The sequence below is a fragment of the Pseudothauera rhizosphaerae genome (assembly GCF_004801305.1).
Classification (GTDB): Bacteria; Pseudomonadota; Gammaproteobacteria; order Burkholderiales; family Rhodocyclaceae; genus Pseudothauera; species Pseudothauera rhizosphaerae.
Genome location: NZ_SSOD01000011.1, coordinates 1 through 21,895, shown reverse-complemented (window position 1 = coordinate 21,895; position 21,895 = coordinate 1). Strand labels below are relative to the sequence as shown.

Genomic DNA, 21,895 nt, shown 5'->3' with positions numbered 1-21,895 from the left:
ACGAAACCATGAAAGCGAAATTCCTCGTTCCCCTCGCCCTCTTCCTGCTGCTGGCCGGCTTTCTGGCCTACGGCCTCAAGCTCAATCCGCGCGAAGTGCCCTCGCCGCTGGTGGACAAGCCCGCGCCGGCCTTCCGCGTGGCGCAACTGCAAAGCCCCGAGGCCAGCTTCGCCCTGGAGGACATGCGTGGCAAGGTGTGGCTGCTCAACGTGTGGGCCTCCTGGTGCGTGTCCTGCCGCGCCGAACACCCGGTGCTGCTGGAACTCAAGCAGCGTGGCGTGGTGCCCGTGGTCGGCCTCAACTACAAGGACACGGTGCCCGACGCCCTCGGCTACCTGGCCCAGCACGGCAACCCCTTCGCCACCATAGGCGTGGACCCGCAGGGCGCGGTCGGCTTCGAGTACGGCGTCTATGGCACGCCGGAAACCTTCCTGATCGACGCCAACGGCGTGATCCGCTACAAACACATCGGCCCGCTCACCCGCGACACGCTGGACAAGGTGCTGCTGCCGAAGATCGCGGAGCTGTCCCGTGCCGGCTGATCCCGCCCTGCGTATGCTGCGCGCCGGCGTGCTGGCGCTGACCTGCCTGGCCGGCGCGGCGCTTGCCGCCGACGAAGCCGTTCCCATCGGCGAAGACCCGGCTCTCGAAGCGCGTGTCCTGGATCTGTCCCACAAGCTGCGCTGCCTGGTGTGCCAGAACCAGTCCGTGGCCGAATCCAACGCGCCGCTCGCCCTGGACATGCGCAGCCAGGTGCGCGAGCAACTGGCCGCCGGCAAGAGCGAGCAGGAGGTGGTGGACTTCCTGGTCGCCCGCTTCGGTGACTTCGTCGTCTTCAAGCCGCCGTTCAGGGCCAGCACCTTGCTGCTGTGGCTGGGGCCGGGCGTACTGCTGGTCGTCGGCCTCGGCGGGCTGGCCTGGCGCCTGCGCCGCCGCATGGCCGAAGCGCCGCCGGCACCGCTGGACGAGGCCGAGCGCGCCCGTGCCCGCGCCCTGCTCGCCGAACCGCCCGCCACCCACTCCCCCGAGGAGCCCCGCTCGTGATCGTCTTCGCCCTTCTCGCCGGCCTGATGCTGGCCGGCGCCTTGCTGTGGGTGCTGTTTCCGCTGTTCAGCACCCGCGCCCAGACCACTGCCGGACGCGAGCGCCAGCGCCAGGCCGAGACCGCCCTCACGGTGCTGCGCGAACAGCTCGCCGAACTGGACGCCGAACGGGCCGCCGGGCGCGTGGACGATGCGGCCTACGCCCGCAACCGGGAAGAACTGGAACGCCGCGCCCTGGAGGAAGGGCAGGGCGGCGACCATGCCGCCGCCACCGGGCCGTCTCCCGCCTGGGGCGTGGCCCTGCTGCTGCTCGTGCCGGTGCTGGCCGCGGTGGTGTACCTGGCGGTGGGCGAGCCGGACGGACTGGACCCGGAGAAGATCGCGGGAGGGCAGGAAATCACCCCGGAACAGATCCAGGAGATGGTGGGCGGACTGGCCGCGCGCCTGGAGCAGGAGCCGGACAACGCGGACGGCTGGTTCATGCTGGCGCGTTCCTACCTGGTGCTGCAGGACTTCCCCAAGGCGCTCGCTGCCTATGAGCGCCTGGGCGCGTTGCGCCCGGACGATCCGGACGTGCTCGCCACCTGGGCCGACGTGATGGCGGCCGCGCGGGGCGGCGACGTGGCCGGGGAGCCGGAGAAGCTGCTGGAAAGGGCGCTGGCCATCGACCCCAACCACTTCAAGGCCCTCGCCCTGGCCGGCACCGCCGCCTTCCAGCGCGGCGACCACGCCGCCGCGGCCGGGCTGTGGGAGCGCATCCTGGCCGGGCTGCCGCCGGGGGACGAAAGCGCCGCGACGATACGGGGCAGCATCAACGAGGCCCGCGCCCGCGCCGGCCTGCCGCCCCTGGCCGCAGCCGACACCCCCGCACCGGCACCCGCATCCGCGCCGGCCACTGGTCCCGCGCTCACGGTGCAGGGCCGCCTGGCCATCGCCGAGACGCTGCGCGCCCAGGCCGCACCCGAAGACACCGTGTTCGTCTTCGTCCGCCCTGCCGAGGGCGGCATGCCGGTGGCCGCGCTGCGCTACAAGGTGGCGGACCTGCCGCTGGCCTTCAACTTCGAGGGCGTGCCGTTGATGAGCGGTGAGGCGCCGGTGCCGGGGCGGCTGGCGGTGGTGGCGCGGGTGTCGAAATCCGGCGACGCGACCCCCCGCGCGGGCGACCTGGAAGGCGCGGTCAGCGGCGTGGGGCCGGATGCGCGCGGCGTGGAACTGCTGATCGACGCGGTGCGGCCCTGATCCTCAGGCACTCAGGCTGTCGCGGTACTCGAAGCGTACCCGCTTGACGTTGCACAGCAGCTCGTAGGCGATGGTGCCGGCGCCCTGCGCCACGGCATTGACCGGCACCTCGTTGCCCCACAGCTCCACACGGCTGCCGGGGCCGGCCGCCGGCAGGTCGGTCAGGTCCACGCTCAGCATGTCCATGGACACGCGGCCGATCAGCCCCGTCGGCTGGCCGTCCACGCTCACCGGCGTGCCGTCCGGCGCGCTGCGCGGATAGCCATCGGCATAGCCCATCGCCACCAGCCCGACGCGGGTCGGGCGCTCGGCGTGGAAGCGCGCGCCGTAGCCCAGCGGTTCGCCCGCGGCCAGCTCCCGCACCGCCATCACCCGGCTTTCCAGCGTCATCACCGGCAGCAGGCCGTTGCCTGCGTCCGGCATGGGGTCGGCGCCGTAGAGCAGGATGCCGGGGCGCGCCCAGTCCCGGTGGGCCGCGGGCCAGCCCAGCACGCCGGCCGAGTTGGCCAGGCTGCGCGCACCGGGCAGGTCTGCGGTGGCGGCGTCGAAGCGGGAGATCTGCGCCTCGGTGCCGATCACGTGGGGTTCGTCGGCGCGGGCGAAATGGGTCATCAGCGTGATCTCGCCCACCTTGCCGCTGGCGTTGAGGCGCTGCCAGGCGTCCGCGGCGGCCTCCGGCATGAAGCCCACGCGGTTCATGCCGCTGTTGATCTTCAGCCACACGGCGTAGGGGGTGGCGGGCCGCGCCGCCTCGATTATGCGCAACTGCTCGGCGTGGTGCACCACCATCCACAGATCGTCGCGCTCGACCGCGTCGAGTTCGGCGGGCTCGAACACGCCTTCCAGCAGCAGGATGGGGCGGGTGATGCCGGCCGCGCGCAACTCCTGCGCCTCTTCCAGGCAGGCCACGGCGAAGCCGTCGGCGTCCGCCTCCAGTGCCCGCGCGCAGCGCACCGCGCCGTGTCCGTAGGCGTTGGCCTTGACCACGGCGAGGGCGCGGCTGCCGTGGCGCAGGCGGGCGAGGCGGTAGTTGTGGCGCAGGGCGTCGAGGTCGATCAGGGCGCGGGCGGGTCTCATTGCGGGGGTAGGGGTGGCGACGGCGGGGCCTTACTGTGCCACAAGCGCAGGGTCCGCGCGCCCACGCTCAGTTGAAGCCCGCCGAAAAAGTGTGAGGGTTGATGTCGCCGGACTCGGGGCGGCTCTTAACCGCCGCCAGCAAGCCGCGCAGGATGTCGATGGGCGGCGGCGGGCAGCCGGGCACGGTCACGTCCACCGGGATCACGTTGGCGACCCGTCCGCAGCTCGCATAGCTCTCGCCGAAGAGGCCGCCGGTGCAGGCGCATTCGCCCACCGCCACCACCAGCTTGGGCGCCGGCGTGGCGTCATAAGTGCGGCGCAGGGCTTCCTCCATGTGGCGCGACACCGGCCCGGTGACCAGCAGCAGGTCGGCGTGGCGGGGGCTGGCGACGAACTTGATGCCCAGTCCTTCGATGTTGTAGAGGGGGTTGTTGAGGGCGTGGATTTCCAGCTCGCAGCCGTTGCAGGAGCCGGTGTCCACCTCGCGGATGGCCAGCGCGCGGCCCAGGATGGCCAGCATCTCGCCGCGGATCGACTGCTCCTCCGCGTACCAGTCGGTGGCGGGTTCGGGGATCGGCTCGCTGACGATGCCGTCGCCCAGGATGCGTTTCAGTACGTGCCACATCACAGATCCTGCCCGGAGTAACTGAGGTTGAAGGATTTGTTGATCAGCGGGAAGTCCGCGACGATGTTGCCGATCACCGCGTGTTCCAGCACCGGCCAGTTCTGCCACGAGGGGTCGTGGCAGTGGCAGCGGGCGATGCGCCCGGCGGCGTCGGTTTCCAGCGCCGCGAACACCTGGCCGCGCCAGCCTTCCACCCAGCCGGCGCCGACGGCGTCGGGGCGGGCGAGGACGGGTGTGTGGATTTCGCCCGCGGGCAGTTGCGCGAGGATGTCCTCGATGAGGCGCAGGGATTCGAAGACTTCGGCGAAGCGCGTCGCCACCCGCGCCGCCACGTCGCCGTTGAGATGGGTGCAGGCCTGCACCGCGAGCCTGTCGTAGGGCGCCCAGGGGAAGTCGGCGCGCAGGTCCACACCCTGGCCGCTGGCGCGCCCCGCCAGCCCGGCCAGGCCCAGCCGGGCGGCCAGCGCGGGCGTCACGCGGCCGGTGGTCACCAGGCGGTCCTGCAGGCCGGCATGCTCGTCGAAGATGCGCTTCAGTTCCTCGACCGCGCGCCGGGTGTCCGCGGCCTGCCCGAGCAACCGGGCGGCGGCGTCCCCATCCAGGTCGGCAGCGATGCCGCCGGGAACGACGCAGTCCATCAGCAGGCGGTGGCCGAAGCAGTCGCGGCTCAGGCGTTGCCAGTTCTCCCGCAGGCGCGAGAACTGGGCCAGGGCGAAGCCGAAGGCGGCGTCGTTGCCCAGCGCGCCCAGGTCGCCCAGGTGGTTGGCCACGCGTTCGCGCTCCAGCAGCAGCGCCCGCAGCCAGGCGGCGCGCGGGGGGATGGACGTGCCGGCGAGCGCCTCGGCGGCCATGGCGTAGGCCCAGGCGTGGGCCACAGTGCTGTCGCCGGACACGCGTCCCGCCAGCCGCGCGCCACTGTCCAGGTCCATGCCGACGAAGCGCTTTTCGATGCCCTTGTGCTTGTAGCCGAGGCGTTCCTCCAGGCGCAGCACCTTCTCGCCCACCACGGAGAAGCGGAAGTGGCCCGGCTCGATGATGCCGGCGTGCACCGGGCCGACCGGAATCTCGTGCACGCCGTCGCCTTCCACCGGGACGAAGGGGTAGTCGTCAGGCTGCGGGTCGAAGCGCGCCTGGGGGTCCGCATCGTGGCGCAGGGGGAAGAAATCCGCCGGCCAGGCGCCGTGGCGCAGCCAGGGGCGGCGGTCGGCGGCGCCCGCGGCGGCCACGCCCACCAGGTCGAAGGCGGCCCGCTGCAACCGGTTGGCGGCGGGGAAGAAGGAGGCCAGGTCGGGATAGGCGGGTGCCTCGGCGTCCAGGGTCAGTTCCGCGATGAGCAGGCCGTCGAGGCCGGCGTAGGCGGCGGAGACGACGAAGCCGCCGCCGGTGGCGCGTCGGTCGCCGGCCCACAGGCTCACCAGCCGGCCGCGGGCCTCGGCGACCGCGCGGGCGAGGGCTTCCCAGCGGTCGGCGTCCACGGCGCCGTGCCAGATCGGCAGCGGCGTTGCCAGGCGTTCGAAGTCGATGCCGAGTCCATGGAAATCCATCTCAGCCTCCTGCAATCATGCGCGCCGCCTGTTCGTACCAGGTGTTGAGCCAGGGCGGGATGTAGAGGCCGAGCATGAGCGCCAGCCCCAGGTGCACGAACACCGGCACCAGGGCCGGCGGATGGGCCAGCGGGCGCAGCGCGGTCTCGCCGAACACCATGGGCTGCACCCGGCCGAAGATGGAGGCGAAGGCCACGCCCAGGGCGACCAGCAGGAAGGGCGTGGCCCACGGCAGTTCGCGCATCGCCGTGGTGAGGATGAGGAACTCGCTGGCGAACACGCCGAAGGGCGGCATGCCGAGGATGGCCAGCGTGCCCAGCATCAGCCCCCAGCCCACGGTGGGGCTGACCTTGAGCAGTCCGCGGATGTCCTCCATGACCTGGGTGCCGGCCTTCTGCGCGGCGTGGCCGACGGCGAAGAAGATGGCCGACTTGACCAGCGCATGCACCGTCATGTGCAGCAGGCCGGCGAAGTTGGCGATGGGGCCGCCCAGGCCGAAGGCGAAGGTCATCAGCCCCATGTGTTCGATGGACGAGTACGCGAACATGCGCTTCACGTCCCGCTGGCGGGACAGGAAGAAGGCCGCGGTAACCACGGTGATTAGGCCGAAGCCCACCATCATGCGTCCCGGCAGGCCGTCGCCCATGGCCCCGTCGGCCAGCACCTTGCAACGCAGAACCGCATACAGGGCCACGTTGAGCAGCAGCCCGGAGAGCACCGCGGAGATGGGCGTGGGGCCTTCGGCGTGGGCGTCCGGCAGCCAGTTGTGCACCGGCACCAGGCCCACCTTGGTGCCGTAGCCCAGCAGCAGGAAGGCGAAGGCCAGGGACAGGATGCCCGGGTCGAGCAGATGGGCGATCTCCGCCAGCCGCGTCCATAGCAGCGCGCCCTCACCGCCGCCGCCGGCGCGCTCGGCCGCCAGGTACACCAGGATGGTGCCGAACAGGGCCTGGGCGATGCCCACGCCGCACAGGATGAAGTACTTCCACGCCGCTTCCAGGCTGGCCGCGGTGCGATAGACCGAGACCAGCAGCACCGTGGCCAGCGTGGCGGCCTCCATCGCCACCCACAGGATGCCCAGGTTGTTGGTGGTGAGCGCCACCAGCATCATGGCGATGAAAAGCTGGTACATGCTGTGGAAGAGGCGCATGCGCGGCCCGGTCATCTTGCCGTGGTCGAGCTCGATGCGCATGTAGGGGCGCGCGAACAGCGCGGTGGTGAAGCCGACGAAGGTGGTCAGCGTGACCAGGAAGACGTTGAGGGGGTCGACGAAGAACCACTCGCCCCACACCGTGAACGGCCCCTCCCGGACCACGATCAGCGTCAGCCACACCGAGGCCAGGAAGGCCGCCAGGCTCACCGCCGCGTTCAGGTCGCCCGCCCGCTCGCGCGCACCCCACAGCGCCAGCGCGAGGCCGCCGAGGAGCGGAAGGGCGAGGACCAGGGCGAGGGCTTCCATCAGTCTTCCTTGAGCCTTTCCAGGTGGCGGATGTCCAGGCTGTCGAACTGCTCGCGGATCTGGAACATGAACACGCCGAGGATCAGGATGCCCACCAGCACGTCGAAGGCGATGCCCAGCTCGACGATCATCGGCATGCCGGCGGTGGCCGCTGTGGCGGCGAAGAACAGGCCGTTTTCCATGGACAGGAAGCCGATCACCTGCGGCACCGCCTTGGCGCGCACGATCATCATCAGGAAGGAGAGCAGCATGCAGGCCAGCGCGATGCCCAGCGTGCCGCGGGCGATGGAGGCCGACAGGCTGGCGATGGGCGCGGCCAGGTTGAAGGCGACGATGACCAGCACGATGCCGATGAGCATGGTGGTGGGGATGTTGAACAGGGTCTCCACGTCCCAGCGCACGTTGAGGCGGTCGATGACCCGGTGCAGCATCACGGGGATCAGTACCACCTTGAGCACGAAGGTGAGGATCGCCGAGCCGTACAGGTGGTGCTGGCCGGTAAGGTGAGCGACCACCAGCGTGGCCGCCACCAGCGCCGCCCCCTGCAGCGTGTACAGGTGGATCAGCGTGAGGATGCGGCGCTGGGCGATCATGGCGAAGGCCAGCACCAGCAGCGCCACGGCGAAGAGGTTGATGGTCTGGGCAAGCAGGCTTTCCATGTCAGGCTCCCAGCAGCACGTGGACGAGCAGCGCGATCACCGCCAGCAGGAAGGCGGTGGCGAGGAATTCCGGCACGCGGAACAGGCGCATCTTGGCGTTGATGGTCTCGATGACCGCCAGCAGCACCCCGCCCACCGCCAGCTTCAGCACCAGCGCCGGAATCGCGAACAGGATCGCCAGCGGCGTGCCGGCCTCGGCCACGCCCCAGGGGAAGAACAGGGCCAGGCCGATGCAGGAGTAGGCGAAAAGCTTCAGCGCCGCGGCCCACTCGATCAGCGCCAGGTGGCGGCCGGAGTATTCGAGGATCAGCGCCTCGTGGATCATCGTCAGTTCCAGGTGGGTGGCGGGGTTGTCCACCGGCACGCGGGCGTTCTCCGCCAGCGACACGAAGGTGAAGGCCACGCCCGCCACGGCGAGGCTGGGGTAGATGGCGAAGGACTGGTGGGCCAGCGTCTCCACGATGCGGGCCAGCGAGGTGGACTGGGTGATCAGGGAGGCGGAGAACAGCACCATCAGCAGCGCCGGCTCGGCGAGGAAGCCGATCAGCATCTCCCGCCGCGCGCCCAGGGAGCCGAAGGCCGTACCCACGTCCATGGCGGCGAGCGAAATGAACACCCGCGCCAGGGCGAACAGGCCCACCAGCGCGATGGCGTCGGCGGCCGGCGCGAGCGGCAGGTCGGTGGACAGGGTGGGGGCGATGCCGCAGGCGAGCGCCATGCAGCCGAACACGATGTAGGGCGCGATGCGGAACAGCGGCGAGGCGTTTTCCGCCAGCACCGATTCCTTGTGGAACAGCTTGTGCAGAGTGCGGTAGGGCTGCAGCAGGCTGGGCGCGCGGCGGTTCTGCAGCCAGGCGCGCCACTGGTTCACCCAGCCCATGAGCAGCGGGGCGAGCGCCAGCGCCAGCGCGATGGCGAGGATCTGGGCGAGGAGGCCGGTCCAGCTCACCATCGCACCACCCCCAGCAGCACGATCAGGGTCAGGAAGCTGTACAGCAGGTAGATGGCGATGCGACCCTGCTGCAGCCGTCCGACCAGGCGGGCGAGACGCTCCGTGAGCCGGGCCACGGGCAGGTAGAGCCCGTGCCAGAAGGGGTCCTCGATGGTGACGCGGTACTTGGGCGCCGCATCGAAGGGGGTGGGCAGTTCCCGCGTCATGCGGAACACGGGGTTGAAGATCTCCCGGATGGGCTGGCCGAAGCCCTCGGCGCTGTCCTGCATGCGCGCGGTCTGCGCCGGGAAACCGCAATCCCAGGGCGCGCTGCGCCGCAAACGGCCGTGGTAGAGGCGGTGCACCAGCCAGGCGGTGAGCGCCACCGCGAACGCCACCACCAGCAGGAACACCAGCGGCCCGTAGCTAGCCCGGCCGAGGGAGGTGGGCGACAGGAACAGCCAGCCGTTGGCGCGCACGGTCTCGCCCACTCCCGCGCCCAGCAGAACCTGGGTGACCGGGTCGATGACGCCGATGACCTGCACCGGAAACAGCCCCAGCAGCACGCAGCCCGCGCCCAGCCACACCAGCCCGGCGCGCTCCAGGGGCGAGGCCGGGTGGGCGTGGGCGAGGTGGGGTTCGCGCGGCTGGCCGAGGAAGATCACGCCGTAGAACTTCACCATCACGTAGCCGGCCAGCGCCGCCACCAGCGCGATGGCCGCCGCCACCACCGGCACCAGCATGTTGAGGAAGGAGTTGGGCAGCCCGGTGGTGAACAGGAAGCTCTGCAGCAGCAGCCATTCCGCGACGAAACCGGAAAACGGCGGCAGGCCGGAACTCGCCAGCACGCCCACCAGGGACAGGGCCGCCACCCAGGGCATGCGCCGGATCAGCCCGCCAAGCTTGCCCAGGCTGCGCTCGCCGGTGGCGTGCAGCACCGAGCCGGTGGCGAGGAAGAGCAGGCTCTTGAAACAGGCGTGGCTCGCCACGTGGAAGAGGGTGGCGGTCAGCGCCAGGGCGGCCAGCGCGCTCATGGCGTAGGCGTGGAACAGCACGGCCAGGCCCATGCCGACGAAGAGCAGGCCGATGTTCTCGATGGAGGAATAGGCCAGCAGGCGCTTCATGTCGCTCTGCACCGCGCTGTAGATCACCCCGAAGAGCGCCGTGGCCAGCCCCAGCCCCAGCAGCACCACGCCCCACCACCAGAGCTGCGTGCCGGCCAGGTCGAAGACCACGCGCAGCAGCCCGTAGATGGCGGTCTTGAGCATCACCGCGCTCATCAGCGCCGACACCGGCGAGGGCGCGGCGGGGTGGGCCTCCGGCAGCCACACGTGCAGCGGCAGCACGCCGGCCTTGGCGCCGAAGCCCACCGTGGCGAGCAGGAAGGCGACCGAGGCCCACAGCGGCGACAGGGACTGGGCGCGCATGTTGGCGAAGGTGTAGTCGCCCGTGCCCGCCTGCAGCACGCCGAAGGTGAGCAGGATGGCCAGTGCCCCCACGTGGGCCACCAGCAGGTAGAGGAAGCCGGCGCTGCGGATGGCCGGCACGCGGTGGTTGGCGGTGACCAGGAAGAAGGAGGACAGCGCCATGGTCTCCCATGCCACCATGAAGGCGTAGGCGTCGTCGGCGAGCACCACCAGCGCCATGCTGGCGAGGAAGAGGTGGTACTCCAGGCACATCAGTCCGGGCGGGGTGCCCTCGCCCTGGCGGAAGTAGCCTGCCGCGAACAGCGAGATGCCGGCGCCGGCCGCGCCGATCACGAGCAGGAAGAAGGCGGAAAGGCCGTCCAGGCGCAGGTGGAAGGGCAGGGTGGGCAGGCCCAGCGCGAGCACCGCCGTCTGCGGTTCGGTGAACAGGGCGGCCAGCGCGAGGCCGGCGAGCACAAGGGCGAGAAAGGCCCCCGCGGGGAACAGCAGGCGGGCGACGACGCCCGTGTTGCGCAGGGCCGGAATCCCCGCGACCCCGAGGGCGAGCCAGCCGGCGATGACGACGAGGAGCCAGTCCAGGAGCATCATCGCCGCCGCCTTGCCTCAGGACCGGCGCCGGGCGGCGCGGATCGACGCCGGCGCCGAGTCGTCGGGATGGGTGCCGCGCTGCTCCAGGCGGCCCTGCATGCGCTGAGCCAGCGCCGGCAGGCCGACGGGGTGTGCATCGGCCAGTGCCCGGGAGCGGGCGAGCAGCTGTGCCCGCCCGGGCGGAAATCGTCCGCCCTTGAAAGCGAAGGCGACCCGGTTGCCGTCGTCCTCGGCGCGTACCACCACCATGCGGTGCTCGAAGCAGTCCCGCAGGCGCGCGGCGTAAAGACCGTAGCGGGAATCGCCGGACCACAGGTTGGCCACCAGCAGGCCACCGTCGGCGAGCAGGGTGTGGCAGTCGTCGTAGAAGCCCGCCGAGCACAGTTCGCGCGCCTGGCCGCCGGGGCCGAAGCCGTCCACCAGCAGCACGTCGGGGGTGTCGGCGCTCTCGCGCACGTAGGCCGCGCCGTCCGCACACACCACCGAGAAGCGTTCGTCATCGGGCGGAATGCCGAAGGTGTCGCGCAGGGCGATCACCGCGGGGTCGATCTCCACCGCCGTGAAGCGCGTATCGGGGAGTCGGCGCAGGCAGTATTTGGCCAGCGATCCGCCCCCCAGGCCGATCATCAGGATGTGGCGCGGTGCCGGCTGGAAGAGCAGGAAGCCCATCATCGTGCGCGTATAGGCGAGTTCGAGGGCATCCGGCGCGGCCAGGTCCATCTCGCTCTGGATGATGGTGCCGTCGAACTGCAGGGTGCGCCGTCCGTGGGTGTCTACCACGAACGGAGCCCCGTCGCCGCGTCTCGCCAGGGATGCCGACACGTCCAGTGCAAGTTCCTCCGGAAGGCACGGGAAAAGGGTGGGCCGGCCCGTGCGTGGCGTACACCTTACATGGGTCGCGGCGACTGTTTCAATGATGGTTTGATGCAAATTCACTGCGGATGCCGCCCGCGGGGACGCACTCCGGTGGTGCGGAAACCGGTCGCGCGCACTACATCGGGTCGCCCGTCGGGCGGAGAAAGACACTGTTCGAACAATGGTTGTCGTTTGAAAAGTCCTTGATAAACATTGCGTTGGGAATCTTTGCGGGTGTGCCGCAAATCTGGCACGGCTGACGCTTGTCGACCCCCATCCCCGCAGCGCCAGCGGCCGTGGGGCAACACGATAACCAGGAGACAAATCATGCCCAGCCGAGCGATTTATCAGGTCATCGAAGAGCGCCCCTTCGTCTGCGTGCCGTCCCACATGACGGTGCAGGAAGTCACCCGCCGCATGGCGGCGCTGCACGAAAGCGCCGCACTGATCAGCGAGCATGGCGTGCTCGTCGGCATCTTCACCGAACGGGACGCCACCTTCCGCGTGCTGGCCGCCGGCCTCGACCCGGCGCGCACCACCGTCGGCGAAGTGCTCACCCACCATCCCCAGTCGATCCGAGACGACAAACCCTTCGGCCACGCGCTGCACATGATGTACGAGGGCGGCTTCCGCCACGTGCCGGTGGTCACCCGCGACAACCGCCCCCTCGGCGTGGTCACCGCACGCGATGCGCTGGGGATCGACGCCATCTCCCTGGGCGAGGAACTCGTGCGCCGCGAGGAAATCACCGTCATTCTCTAGGCTGCTGCCGCGCCGCCGCACGCCGCCGGTATCCCCTTCCCGGCGGCGTGTTCCTGTGCGCCTGCCGCCTCCGCTGAGCGGGGTGGGGCGCCGGTGGATGCGCCATCCTTTATACTGCGCGGTCATCGACCCGCGGCATGCCCGCGGAGGACGGTGTGCCGCGCCTTGGCGCGTCTGCACGGAACAGTGGGATAATGGCGCCATGAATGCACCGAAACCTGTTTCCCCGCGCGCTCGTCTGCAGGAACTGCTGGCCATTCCGGACGGCCAGCGCAGCGACGCCGAATGGGATGAACTGAACGAACTCGAGATCATGTTCGCGCCGGGCAACCGCATCGGCACGCCCGACCGCAGCGGCGTGGGCGCCGTCGAACGCGGTGGCGGCCAGCAACAGCGCCGCAAGGGCGGGGGCCCGCGGCCGCAACCGCAGGTTGCCGGCAACGGCAACGCCCCGCCGGCCGGTGAGGCGGGCGCGGGGGTCAAGAAGCCGGGGGGACGCAAGTTCCGCAAGAAGCCGCGCAGCAAGGACAAGGCGCCCGCCGCCTCCTGATGTCCGGGACGGGCCGTTCCCGTCTGCTGCCGGCCGGTGTAGGCTAGCGCCATGGCTCCCCCGGATTCCGCAACCCCACCCGCCGACGCAGGCACCGGTTCGCGCCTGGCCCTGCGCCGCGTGGCCATCGACACCTACCGCGAGAACGTTGCCTACCTGCACCGGGAATGCGCGGTGTATCGCGCCGAGGGTTTCCAGGCCCTGTCCAAGGTGGAGGTGCGCGCCAACGGCCGGCGCATCCTGGCCACGCTCAACGTGGTGGATGACGAAGCCATCGTCGGCAACCGCGAGCTGGGCCTGTCGGAAGACGCCTTCGCCCAGCTCGGCGTGGCCGACGGCCATCTCGCCAGCGTCTCCCAGGCCGAACCGGCCGCCTCCATTCCGGCGCTGCACCGCAAGATCGCCGGCGAGCGCCTGGGGCGCGAGGATTTCCGCGCCATCGTGCGCGACATCGCCGAGCACCGCTATTCCAAGATCGAGCTGACGGCCTTCGTCGTCGCCACCAACCAGGGCGAGCTGGACCGGGAGGAAGTCCATTTCCTCACCGAGGCCATGGCCGAATCCGGCCGCCGGCTCGACTGGCGTGAACGGCCGGTGGTGGACAAGCACTGCATCGGCGGCATCCCCGGCAACCGCACCTCCATGCTGGTGGTGCCCATCGTCGCCGCCCACGGCATGCTGTGCCCCAAGACCTCGTCGCGGGCGATCACCTCGCCGTCCGGCACCGCCGACACCATGGAAGTGCTGGCCCAGGTGGAACTGCCCGAGGCGGCGCTGGCCGACATCGTGCGCGAGCATCGGGGCTGCCTGGCCTGGGGCGGCACCGCCGGGCTGTCCCCGGCCGACGACGTGTTGATCTCGGTGGAGCGCCCCCTGTCCATCGATTCGCCCGGGCAGATGGTGGCCTCCATCCTGTCCAAGAAGATCGCCGCCGGTTCCACCCACCTGGTGCTGGACATTCCGGTGGGGCCCACCGCCAAGGTGCGCTCCATGACCGAGGCGCTGCGTCTGCGCAAGCTGTTCGAGTTCGTCGCCGCACGCATCCATCTGACGCTGGACGTGGTGATCACCGACGGCCGCCAGCCGGTGGGCAACGGCATCGGCCCCGTGCTGGAGGCACGTGACGTCATGCGGGTGCTGGAAAACCACCCGCTGGCGCCCATCGACCTGCGCCAGAAGGCGCTGCGTCTCGCGGGCAGGGTGCTGGAGTTCGACCCGGACGTGCGCGGCGGCGACGGTTTTTCCATTGCCCGCGACATTCTCGATTCGGAACGCGCGCTGGCCAAGATGAACGCGCTGATCCAGGCCCAGGGCGCGCGTGCCTTCGACCCCGATCACCTCAATCTGGGGCGGCTGAGCTTCGAGGTGGAAGCCGCCGCCGACGGCGTGGTCACCGGCATCGACAATCTGCAGATCGCCCGCATCGCGCGCCTGGCCGGCGCACCCAAGGTGGCGGGTGCCGGCGTGGACCTGTTCCGCAAGCTGGGGGACGCGGTGCTGCGCGGCGAGCCGCTGTACCGCGTGTATGCGGACTACCCGGCCGACCTGGAATTCGCCCGCCAGGCCTGCGGCCAGTCCAGCGGCTACGCGGTGGGCGGCGAGGACGAGGTGCCGCACGTGTTCGTCGAGTTCTGAGGACGCCGCGCCATGGGGTTGCTGCTGCATTTCGACGACGAGGCGGAACTCGCCCGGCGCATCGCGGCGGCGGCGGGCATGGCCTGTGCCCCGATCGAGCGCCACCGCTTCCCCGACGGGGAACTGAGGCTTCGCCTGCCGCCCGGACTGCCGGCGGCCGCGGTGCTGCTGCGCGGCCTGCAGCAGCCCAACGAGAAGCTCGTGGAACTGCTGCTCGCCGCCCGTGCCGCGCGCGCCCAGGGCGTGCGGCGCCTCGCGCTGGTGGCGCCCTACCTGGCCTACATGCGCCAGGACACGGCCTTCGCGCCCGGCGAGGCGGTCAGCCAGCGTATCGTGGGCGACTTCCTCGCCGGGCTGTGCGATGCGCTGCTCACCGTAGACCCGCATCTGCATCGCGTGGCGAACCTGGCCGAGGCCGTGCCGGTGGCGCAGGCCCACGCGCTGTCGGGGGCGCCGCTGCTCGGCGCGCTGATCGCCGAACGCCGCCCCGGCGCGCTGCTGCTCGGCCCGGACGCCGAGGCCGCCCAGTGGGTGGCGGCCGCCGCGGCGGCGCACGGGCTGGCGCACGCGGTATGCGCCAAGACGCGCCATGGCGACCGCGCGGTGGAGATCGAACTGCCGGATGTCCCGCTCGCCGGCCGCGCCGTGGTGCTGCTCGACGACGTGGCCAGTTCCGGCCATACGCTGGCGCGCGCCGCCGAGGCACTGCACGCGGCCGGCGCGGCCTCGGTGGACGTGGCGGTCACGCACGCGCTGTTCGCCGGCGATGCGCTGGCGGTGATCCGCGCGGCGGGCGTGGGCGAGGTGTGGAGCACCGACTGCATCGCCCATCCGAGCAACGCCGTGGGCATCGCGCCGGCCGTCGCCGCCGCGCTGCGCATGCTGGAGGGGGGCTACGCATGAGTACGGAACAGGGGCAAGGCCGGTTCGTGCGCTGCGGCTGGGTGGGCGACGATCCGCTCTACGTCGCCTATCACGACGACGAATGGGGCGTACCGGTGCGGGACGAGCGCCTGCTGTTCGAGTTCCTGCTGCTGGAAGGCGCGCAGGCGGGCCTGTCGTGGTTCACCGTGCTGAAGAAGCGGGCACGCTACCGGGAGGTGTTCGAGGGCTTCGACCCGGAGCGCATCGCGCGTTTCGACGAGGCGCGCAAGGCCGCCCTGCTGGCGGACCCGGGCATCATCCGCAACCGCGCCAAGGTGGAAGCGGCGGTGATCAACGCGCGCGCGTGGCTGGCGCTGCGGGAGGCGGGCGTCGATCCGGTCGCCTGGCTGTGGGGCTTCGTCGGCGGCAGCCCGGTGGTCAACAATTTCCGTTCGCTCGCCGAGGTGCCGGCCAGCACGCCGGTATCCGAGGCCATGAGCAAGGCCCTGCGCCAGCGCGGCTTCAAGTTCGTCGGTTCCACCATCTGCTATGCCTTCATGCAGGCGGTCGGCATGGTGAATGACCATACTGTGGATTGTTTCCGCCATCCTGCCGCAACGGCGGGCGATGACGCGCTTATCCACAGATGTTAGGATTGCCGCCCGAGGAGTCGCCCAAGGCGGACAAGCATCCAAACCGCCAGGGGCGTCGGAGAGAATCAATGAATTGCCACATCGATGACGCCATGCCCGGCCAGCGGGCGGGGCCGGTTGCGCGTGCCGGTCGGGCGGCTGCAAGCCGCGCGGCGGACGGTGGCGCGGGAGGCGGGCCATGCGCCAGGCGCTGAGGACGGTCGTCTTCGCCGACCTCACCGGCAGCACCGGCCTGTTCGAGTCGGTGGGCAACGTCGTGGCCACCCAACTCGTCACCCAGGCCATCCAGCGCGTGGGCGGGCAACTCGCCGCGGCCGGCGGGCGCATCGTCAAATACCTGGGCGACGGCGCGATGGTGCTCTTCGACAACGTCGAAGCCGCGGTGGATGCCTGCATCGTCCTGCCTGCGGCACTGAGCGACCTGGCCGGCACCGGACCCCAACCGGCGCGGCTGACGATCAAGGTAGGCATCGATTTCGGCCCGGTGGTCGACCTGGACGGCGACTGCTACGGCGACGCGGTCAACGTGGCCTCGCGGCTGTCCGACCTGGCCCAGTCCAACGAGATCCTGCTGTCCGAATCGGTCTTCCTGCATCTGCGCGACGAGCAGCGCGCCGGCTGCCACAGCCTGGACCGCATCGCCATCAAGGGCAAGACCGAGCCGGTGCGGGTATGGCGCGTCGATTGGGGACGGACCGCGGAGAGCACGCTGATCTTCCCGATCGGCGTCTACGATGGCCGCGACGAGGCGCAGCGCGAACAGCGCCTGGAACTCGACTGGCTCGACCGGCACCGCGTGCTGGCGGCTTCCCACGACCCGCTGGTGATCGGCCGCGGCGAAGAGGCCGGCTTCATCGTCAACGATCCGCGCGTGTCGCGCCGCCATGCGCGCCTCGAATGGTCCGGCGGCCAGTGCGTGCTCACCGATTTCAGCAGCAACGGCACCTGGGTGCGCCTGGCGGGCGCTGCGCAGGCGCTGATGCTGCGCCGCGACGGCATCATGCTGCACGGTGAGGGCGAAATCGTGCTGGGCGCGCCGCCCGACGATTTCACGGTCCCCGCCATCGCCTTCCGCGTCTTCGACTGAAACGCCCGCGCGGGGGGCCGCATGGACGCACGCCTGGCCGCCGACCTGCTGCTGGCGCTGCATCTGGCCTACATCGTGTTCGTCGTCGCCGGCGGCCTGCTCGCCCTGCGCTGGCCGCGCGCAGCCTGGCTGCACCTGCCGGCCGCGGCCTGGGGCGCGGCGGTGGAACTGGGAGGCTTCGTGTGTCCGCTCACCCCCTTCGAAGACCACTACCGCCGGCTGGCGGGACAGGCCGGCATCGACGGCGGTTTCATCGAGCACTACCTGCTGCCGTTGATCTACCCGGCCGGCCTGACCCGTGAAATCCAGATCGGTCTGGGGCTGTTCGTGGTGGCACTGAACCTCGCGATCTACCTGTGGGCCCGGCGCCGGTATCGCAAGCGGGCAGCCCGCATGCGGTGAAGCGGCGTCCGGGCCCCCGGCCGCGGGCAGCCTGTCGTCGCGAGCGCAGCGTGGTGATCTTCGGTAGTAGAGCCGGGCCCGGCATCGGCGGAAATTCATCGTCATCGCATCCAAACCGGACGGCGTAATGCATAATCAGGGCGCCGGCACGCACCGTCCAGGTGCGCGCCGGCAGACTGCGCCGGTGCCCCGCAAGGGGCTTAAAAGGGAACGCGGTGCGGGTGCGATCTTCCGGAAAGCGCCCAAAACCGGGGCTGTCCCTGCAACTGTAAGCGGCGAGCGCCCTGCACCCGCGGCCGGAATCCTCCGGGCCGCCAGCCACTGGAAAGACCTTTCCGGGAAGGCCGTGCAAGGGCGCCACGACCCGCGAGCCAGGAGACCTGCCGGCGTCTGTCGCTCTTGCCCGGGCCCAGGGATTGGCCGGGGCGCGGACCTGGTCCGTCTGGGCGACGAACGAAGCGGCTGGGGCCGCATCGGTTCGTGTGACAGGCGCCGGCGTCCGCTTTTCATCCGCTCCGACCGTTCGTGACGGCACGCCCCGGCCTCGCCATCTGGCGCCGGCTTGGGGTCATGCATGAAGAGGAAAACACTGCCCGTCGCCATTGCGCTGCTGTGGGTGAGCGCGTCCGCACTGGCACAGAACGCGCGGGGAGAGGAACAGGAAGACATCCTGCGGGAAATCGCCGTCACCGGCAGCGGTGAGGAAGGCCGCATCGCGTTGCGCGAGGTGCTCTCGCCCGGCGTCGTCTCCGTCGCCTATCCGGACGACGTCAAGGGCGAGCACAAGAGCATTCCCGACCTGCTCGACCAGATTCCCGGCGTCTACGTGCGCCGCCTGGGCGGCAGCGCCCACTACACCACCGCCAGCATCCGCGGCGCGGCACCCAGCCAGGTCAACATCTACATCGACGGCGTGCCGCTCAATACCGCCAGCGAAACCGCCGCCGACCTGTCCACGCTGCCCATCGCCAACGTCGAGCGCGTCGAGGTCTACCGCGGCACCACGCCGGCGCGCTTCTCCGGCGCGCCGATCGGCGGGGCGATCAACATCGTCACCAAGAAGCCCACCACTTTCAGCGGCAGCGTCTCCGGCGGGCGGCGTTCCTTCGGCGGCGAGCAGTACGGCGCCAGCCTGAACGTGCCGCTGCTCGGCGGCCACCTGCTGGTGGGGCTGGACAAGGACCGCAGCACCGGGGATTTCAAGTACACCGACTACAGTGTCGCAGGCAAGCGCAATCTGGTCTGGAAGGACGGCACGCACTACTACGACGCGAGCGGGGACCATAACGTCTATCCCATCCCCGATGGCCGGGATATCCCCGACCGGCGCAAGCGCATGAACGACGGTTCGGACAAGGAAAACGTGCTGCTCAAATGGGAGAACCGGAACTTTCTGCTCAAGTACGCCCGCACTGAGATGGAGCGCTATCTGCCTACGGGCATCTCTGGTCCGTTGAGCGGTAGTCTCGCGCACTTGCAGGATCTGCCCTGGGTGCCTGCCGTATACAACCCCCGGAACCGTCAGCAAATCGAGCAGCAGGAAATCCTGGCCGGCTGGCGCGGCAGCCTGGGCAGACTGGACCTGGGCTTCAACCTGTCGTGGCTGGACAGGGACCAGCAGTACCGCAACCTGGACATCGAGCCGCCCGCCAGCGGCTGGATGGGCCGCGACTGGACCGAGTACCGGACCACGCGCAAGGGCATCGCCGGCGATGCGGCCTGGAGCTTCGGCAGCGGGCCGCTGGCCCACCGTTTCGAGGTATATGCCGAGCGCTACTGGGAAGTGCTCGATTCCGACATGAGCGGAAACAACGGCAAATCGGACTTCATCGAGGAGTTCAAGCGCATCAGGACCAGCCTGCAAATTCAGGACACCCTGACCATCGCCGCCCTCGGCGACCTGCAGATCACGCCGATCTTCCGCGTCGAAAAGCTGGATGGCCCGGTCATCGGCAGCCGCTGGTCGCCGCTCGCCGGCCCCACCGGCAAATACAACTGGCACCGCACCGGCAGCCTCAGCGTCAAGAAGGATTTTGCTTCCGGCTGGCAGGCTTTCGGCAACTACGGCAGCTACATCCGCTATCCCAATTTCTATGAAATCTACGGCAACGGCCTGGGCACGGTGCCCAACGTCGATTCGACCGGCCGCGCCATCCAGCTCGTGCCGGAAACCGGGCGCAACGGCGACCTCGGCTTCGGCTGGAACGGTCGGTTCGGTGAAGACTGGCGCGGCGGCTTCCGGCTGACCTGGTTCCAGCGTGATGCCAAGGATGCGATCACGCTGTACAGCGCGCCGATCGCCGCCAAGTACATCAACTCCGGCAATACCCGCACCAGGGGGCTGGAACTGGAAGGCAAGCTGGCCTGGGGCCGGCGCGCCGACCTGCAACTGGCCGTCACCCGCCAGGAGGGCAAATACGTCGGCAAGGACGGTTATTACTACTTCGGCGGCAATACGCCGGAAAGGCGCTGGCCGGGCCAGAAGGTGCGCACGAAGAACACGCCCCTGCTGGTCGCCAATGTGCGGCTGAACCTGCATTTCCTCGGCGGCGACCTGACCACCTTCATCGAAGGCACCCGCATCGGGCGCAACTACCTGGATGTCAATACCTGGGAAAACCCGCTGACCACCGTCAACCTGGGCGCGCATTACCGCATCGCCAAGGGCTGGAAGCTCTCGCTGGGCGTCAATGACGTGTTCGACAAGGGGCCGGAGCAGACCGTCGAAAGCCCGGAGAACATCCTGCGTTACCACAAGCGGACATGTCCCGGCGGCGGTCCCTTCAATAACGAACTGGATTGCTCATTCGGCTTCGTCCCTTGGACTGAAGTCAGCGACGAGGCTCGTCTGAAGCGCAACGTGGCGTGGCCGCTGCAAGGGCGCACGCTCTGGGCGACGCTCAATTACAGCTTCTGACCGCATTCAACCCGAATACCGGACTGGCCTCTTCCGGGCCGGGCGCGAGCCGGGCGAAAAGGTGCCGAACCCATTCAATCAAGGAGAAGGAAATGGCTACATCCTATGCTGCCTACAGCGTTTATTATTATGAGGACACGCCGCCGTATGACGGACACGGCATGGCGGGGCGGATTCTCGATGCCGGTGCAAGTTTTGTCGTCGCCTATCCCAACTTGCGGTCCACCAACCTGAACGGCGACCCCAAGGTGGAAGGCTTCACCGACACCGGCAACGCCCTGCGCCTGGCCGTGACCGATTACGTGACCGGCAGCGCGCGGCCCGTGTATATCTACGATCCGGTCGCGGCGGCCAATCTGGCGACGCCCACCTGGACCAATGTCCAGAACCTGTACACGCTGACCCGGCTCGGCAGCTACCTGTATGCCCTCGACTACGACAACGCCCGCGTCGTGCAGATCGACCCCTCGAACTACTCCGAAACCGGCAAGACCTTCTCGTTGGCCGGCAGCGGGCTGCCGCTGCCTTCCGGCTACACGCCCTACGGCCAGGCGCTGATCGTCGCCGGCAGCGATCTGTACGGCCTGTTCGCGTTTGCCGACAGCACTTGGTCGAACTACGCCAGCAGCATGCTGGTCCGCTTCACGATCAGCGGCACCGGAATCACGGTCGGCCCGACCGATTACAACAATACCCTGGAAAAGAACGCCTTCTCGCTGGCTGCCTATGGCAGCGATCTCTACATCGCGGCGATTGGCGGCGCCCAGGGTTCGTCGGGCGTATCCAATCCGGATTCCCGCGTGCAGAAGATCAGCATTGCCGGCGCCCTGAACGGCGCCACGGTGACGCCCGTGCTGACGCAAAGCGATTTCGCCTACGAATACCGCGACATCAGCTTCGATGCCGGCGGCAACGCCTACGTGCTGATGGGCACCTACGACAGCAGTTGGAATCTGGTCGGCAAACTGGTCAAGGTGACGGCTTTTTCCCCGCTGGCCAGCACGGACATCGACACCTTCTCGACCACGCCGGGCTATTTCTGGTCGGCGCAATACACCGCCGACAACAACCGCATCTGGTTCGCCCGCGGCAACGCCATCCGGGTCTATGACGCCAGCTCGTTCACCACGCCGGCCGCCACGCTGACCCTGTCCGTCAACGGCCCGGGCAACCTGGGCGGGCTGCTCGGCTCGGGCGATCTCTACGACAACATCAACGACCTGACCTACATCGGCGCCACCGGCACCCGCGCTTCCCTGCGCGGCTACCGCTCGCCGCTGCAGGTCTCCAACACGCCGCGCGCCCGCGCCGCCCGCGGCCTGACCCGCGGCCGCCCGGAACTCACCGAGGACGAACTGGAGCAACTGGACGATTGAGGGGCAGGCTGTAAATTGGACGGAACCGAACGGGAGCGGCCTTGGCCGCGATGCGTCCTGCGAGGTAACCACTGCCGCATCGCGGCCAAGGCCGCTTGTGTCTGCGATACCCCGTAGGATCGTGGGTGAGAGCGGCGGGTGGCAAGCTGCCAGGCCGGGGTGCGCAAAGCACGTGTGGGAGCCCAAGCTGCCACCCGCCTGC

Annotated in this window: 20 protein-coding genes and 1 riboswitch; of the genes, 12 read left to right on the top strand and 8 right to left on the bottom strand. The window is 69.7% G+C overall.

The features are described from left to right. Window positions 1–8: 8 nt before the first annotated feature. Genes E6O51_RS13910 through ccmI form a run of 3 tightly spaced genes read left to right on the top strand, consistent with a single transcriptional unit; the run spans window position 9 to window position 2,282 of the window. Complete coding sequence (locus E6O51_RS13910) at window positions 9–542, top strand: DsbE family thiol:disulfide interchange protein (RefSeq protein WP_136385602.1); 534 nt, start codon at window positions 9–11, stop codon at window positions 540–542. Then, window positions 532–1,044, top strand: coding sequence for a cytochrome c-type biogenesis protein (locus E6O51_RS13905; protein ID WP_408003414.1), 513 nt, complete (start codon window positions 532–534; stop codon window positions 1,042–1,044). The genes E6O51_RS13910 and E6O51_RS13905 overlap by 11 nt, the downstream gene beginning before the upstream one ends. Then, window positions 1,041–2,282, top strand: a complete 1,242-nt coding sequence (gene ccmI, locus E6O51_RS13900) for a c-type cytochrome biogenesis protein CcmI (RefSeq protein ID WP_136385601.1) — start codon at window positions 1,041–1,043, stop codon at window positions 2,280–2,282. Before E6O51_RS13905 ends, ccmI begins: the two co-directional genes overlap by 4 nt. Before the next feature lie 3 nt (window positions 2,283–2,285). Here the strand turns inward: ccmI and alr are convergent, their stop codons facing one another. The 8 genes from alr to E6O51_RS13860 all read right to left on the bottom strand — a co-directional run bounded on the left by alr (window position 2,286) and on the right by E6O51_RS13860 (window position 11,372). Further along, entirely contained in the window at window positions 2,286–3,359 is a 1,074-nt protein-coding gene (gene alr, locus E6O51_RS13895) for an alanine racemase (RefSeq protein WP_136385600.1), read from the bottom strand. A 67-nt stretch (window positions 3,360–3,426) separates the two neighbouring features. After that, the gene (locus tag E6O51_RS13890) at window positions 3,427–3,984 is read right to left on the bottom strand and encodes an NADH-quinone oxidoreductase subunit B family protein (protein ID WP_136385599.1); all 558 of its coding nucleotides are present in this window, start codon (window positions 3,982–3,984) and stop codon (window positions 3,427–3,429) included. Continuing rightward, window positions 3,984–5,528 (bottom strand): hydrogenase large subunit, encoded by a 1,545-nt coding sequence (locus tag E6O51_RS13885; protein ID WP_136385598.1) that lies wholly within the window; start codon window positions 5,526–5,528, stop codon window positions 3,984–3,986. Before E6O51_RS13885 ends, E6O51_RS13890 begins: the two co-directional genes overlap by 1 nt. A gap of 1 nt (window position 5,529) precedes the next feature. Beyond that, window positions 5,530–6,987 (bottom strand): hydrogenase 4 subunit F, encoded by a 1,458-nt coding sequence (locus E6O51_RS13880; protein WP_136385597.1) that lies wholly within the window; start codon window positions 6,985–6,987, stop codon window positions 5,530–5,532. After that, on the bottom strand, window positions 6,987–7,646 hold the full coding sequence (locus tag E6O51_RS13875) for a formate hydrogenlyase (RefSeq protein ID WP_136385596.1): 660 nt from the start codon (window positions 7,644–7,646) through the stop codon (window positions 6,987–6,989). Before E6O51_RS13875 ends, E6O51_RS13880 begins: the two co-directional genes overlap by 1 nt. A 1-nt stretch (window position 7,647) precedes the next feature. Continuing rightward, window positions 7,648–8,598: a respiratory chain complex I subunit 1 family protein gene (locus E6O51_RS13870; RefSeq protein WP_136385595.1), complete on the bottom strand. Its 951-nt coding sequence runs from the start codon at window positions 8,596–8,598 to the stop codon at window positions 7,648–7,650. Next, complete coding sequence (gene hyfB / locus E6O51_RS13865; RefSeq protein WP_136385594.1) at window positions 8,592–10,592, bottom strand: hydrogenase 4 subunit B; 2,001 nt, start codon at window positions 10,590–10,592, stop codon at window positions 8,592–8,594. Before hyfB ends, E6O51_RS13870 begins: the two co-directional genes overlap by 7 nt. 15 nt (window positions 10,593–10,607) lie before the next feature. Continuing rightward, window positions 10,608–11,372, bottom strand: a complete 765-nt coding sequence (locus tag E6O51_RS13860) for a spermine/spermidine synthase domain-containing protein (protein WP_230976796.1) — start codon at window positions 11,370–11,372, stop codon at window positions 10,608–10,610. A gap of 402 nt (window positions 11,373–11,774) precedes the next feature. Between E6O51_RS13860 and E6O51_RS13855 the strand changes: the two genes are divergently transcribed. From E6O51_RS13855 to E6O51_RS13815, 9 genes are all read left to right on the top strand, one after another. Next, window positions 11,775–12,209: a CBS domain-containing protein gene (locus E6O51_RS13855; RefSeq protein WP_136385593.1), complete on the top strand. Its 435-nt coding sequence runs from the start codon at window positions 11,775–11,777 to the stop codon at window positions 12,207–12,209. A 202-nt stretch (window positions 12,210–12,411) separates the two neighbouring features. Beyond that, window positions 12,412–12,759 carry a hypothetical protein gene (locus E6O51_RS13850; RefSeq protein WP_136385592.1) on the top strand — a complete coding sequence of 116 codons (348 nt, stop codon included), beginning with the start codon at window positions 12,412–12,414 and terminating at the stop codon, window positions 12,757–12,759. A gap of 51 nt (window positions 12,760–12,810) precedes the next feature. After that, window positions 12,811–14,394, top strand: coding sequence for a thymidine phosphorylase family protein (locus E6O51_RS13845; RefSeq protein ID WP_136385591.1), 1,584 nt, complete (start codon window positions 12,811–12,813; stop codon window positions 14,392–14,394). A gap of 12 nt (window positions 14,395–14,406) precedes the next feature. Continuing rightward, a complete protein-coding gene (locus tag E6O51_RS13840) occupies window positions 14,407–15,297 on the top strand; it encodes a ribose-phosphate diphosphokinase (protein ID WP_136385590.1) in 891 nt (296 codons plus the stop codon). Next, window positions 15,294–15,911, top strand: coding sequence for a DNA-3-methyladenine glycosylase I (locus E6O51_RS13835; protein ID WP_136385589.1), 618 nt, complete (start codon window positions 15,294–15,296; stop codon window positions 15,909–15,911). Before E6O51_RS13840 ends, E6O51_RS13835 begins: the two co-directional genes overlap by 4 nt. A gap of 178 nt (window positions 15,912–16,089) precedes the next feature. Further along, window positions 16,090–16,998, top strand: coding sequence for an adenylate/guanylate cyclase domain-containing protein (locus tag E6O51_RS13830; protein WP_136385588.1), 909 nt, complete (start codon window positions 16,090–16,092; stop codon window positions 16,996–16,998). A gap of 21 nt (window positions 16,999–17,019) precedes the next feature. Next, window positions 17,020–17,400 (top strand): DUF2784 domain-containing protein, encoded by a 381-nt coding sequence (locus tag E6O51_RS13825; protein ID WP_136385587.1) that lies wholly within the window; start codon window positions 17,020–17,022, stop codon window positions 17,398–17,400. Window positions 17,401–17,566: 166 nt separating this feature from the next. Continuing rightward, window positions 17,567–17,802: riboswitch (cobalamin riboswitch) on the top strand. 172 nt (window positions 17,803–17,974) lie between these two features. Beyond that, window positions 17,975–20,317 carry a TonB-dependent receptor gene (locus tag E6O51_RS13820; protein ID WP_136385586.1) on the top strand — a complete coding sequence of 781 codons (2,343 nt, stop codon included), beginning with the start codon at window positions 17,975–17,977 and terminating at the stop codon, window positions 20,315–20,317. A 92-nt stretch (window positions 20,318–20,409) separates the two neighbouring features. Then, on the top strand, window positions 20,410–21,693 hold the full coding sequence (locus E6O51_RS13815) for a hypothetical protein (protein WP_136385585.1): 1,284 nt from the start codon (window positions 20,410–20,412) through the stop codon (window positions 21,691–21,693). Window positions 21,694–21,895: the final 202 nt, after the last annotated feature.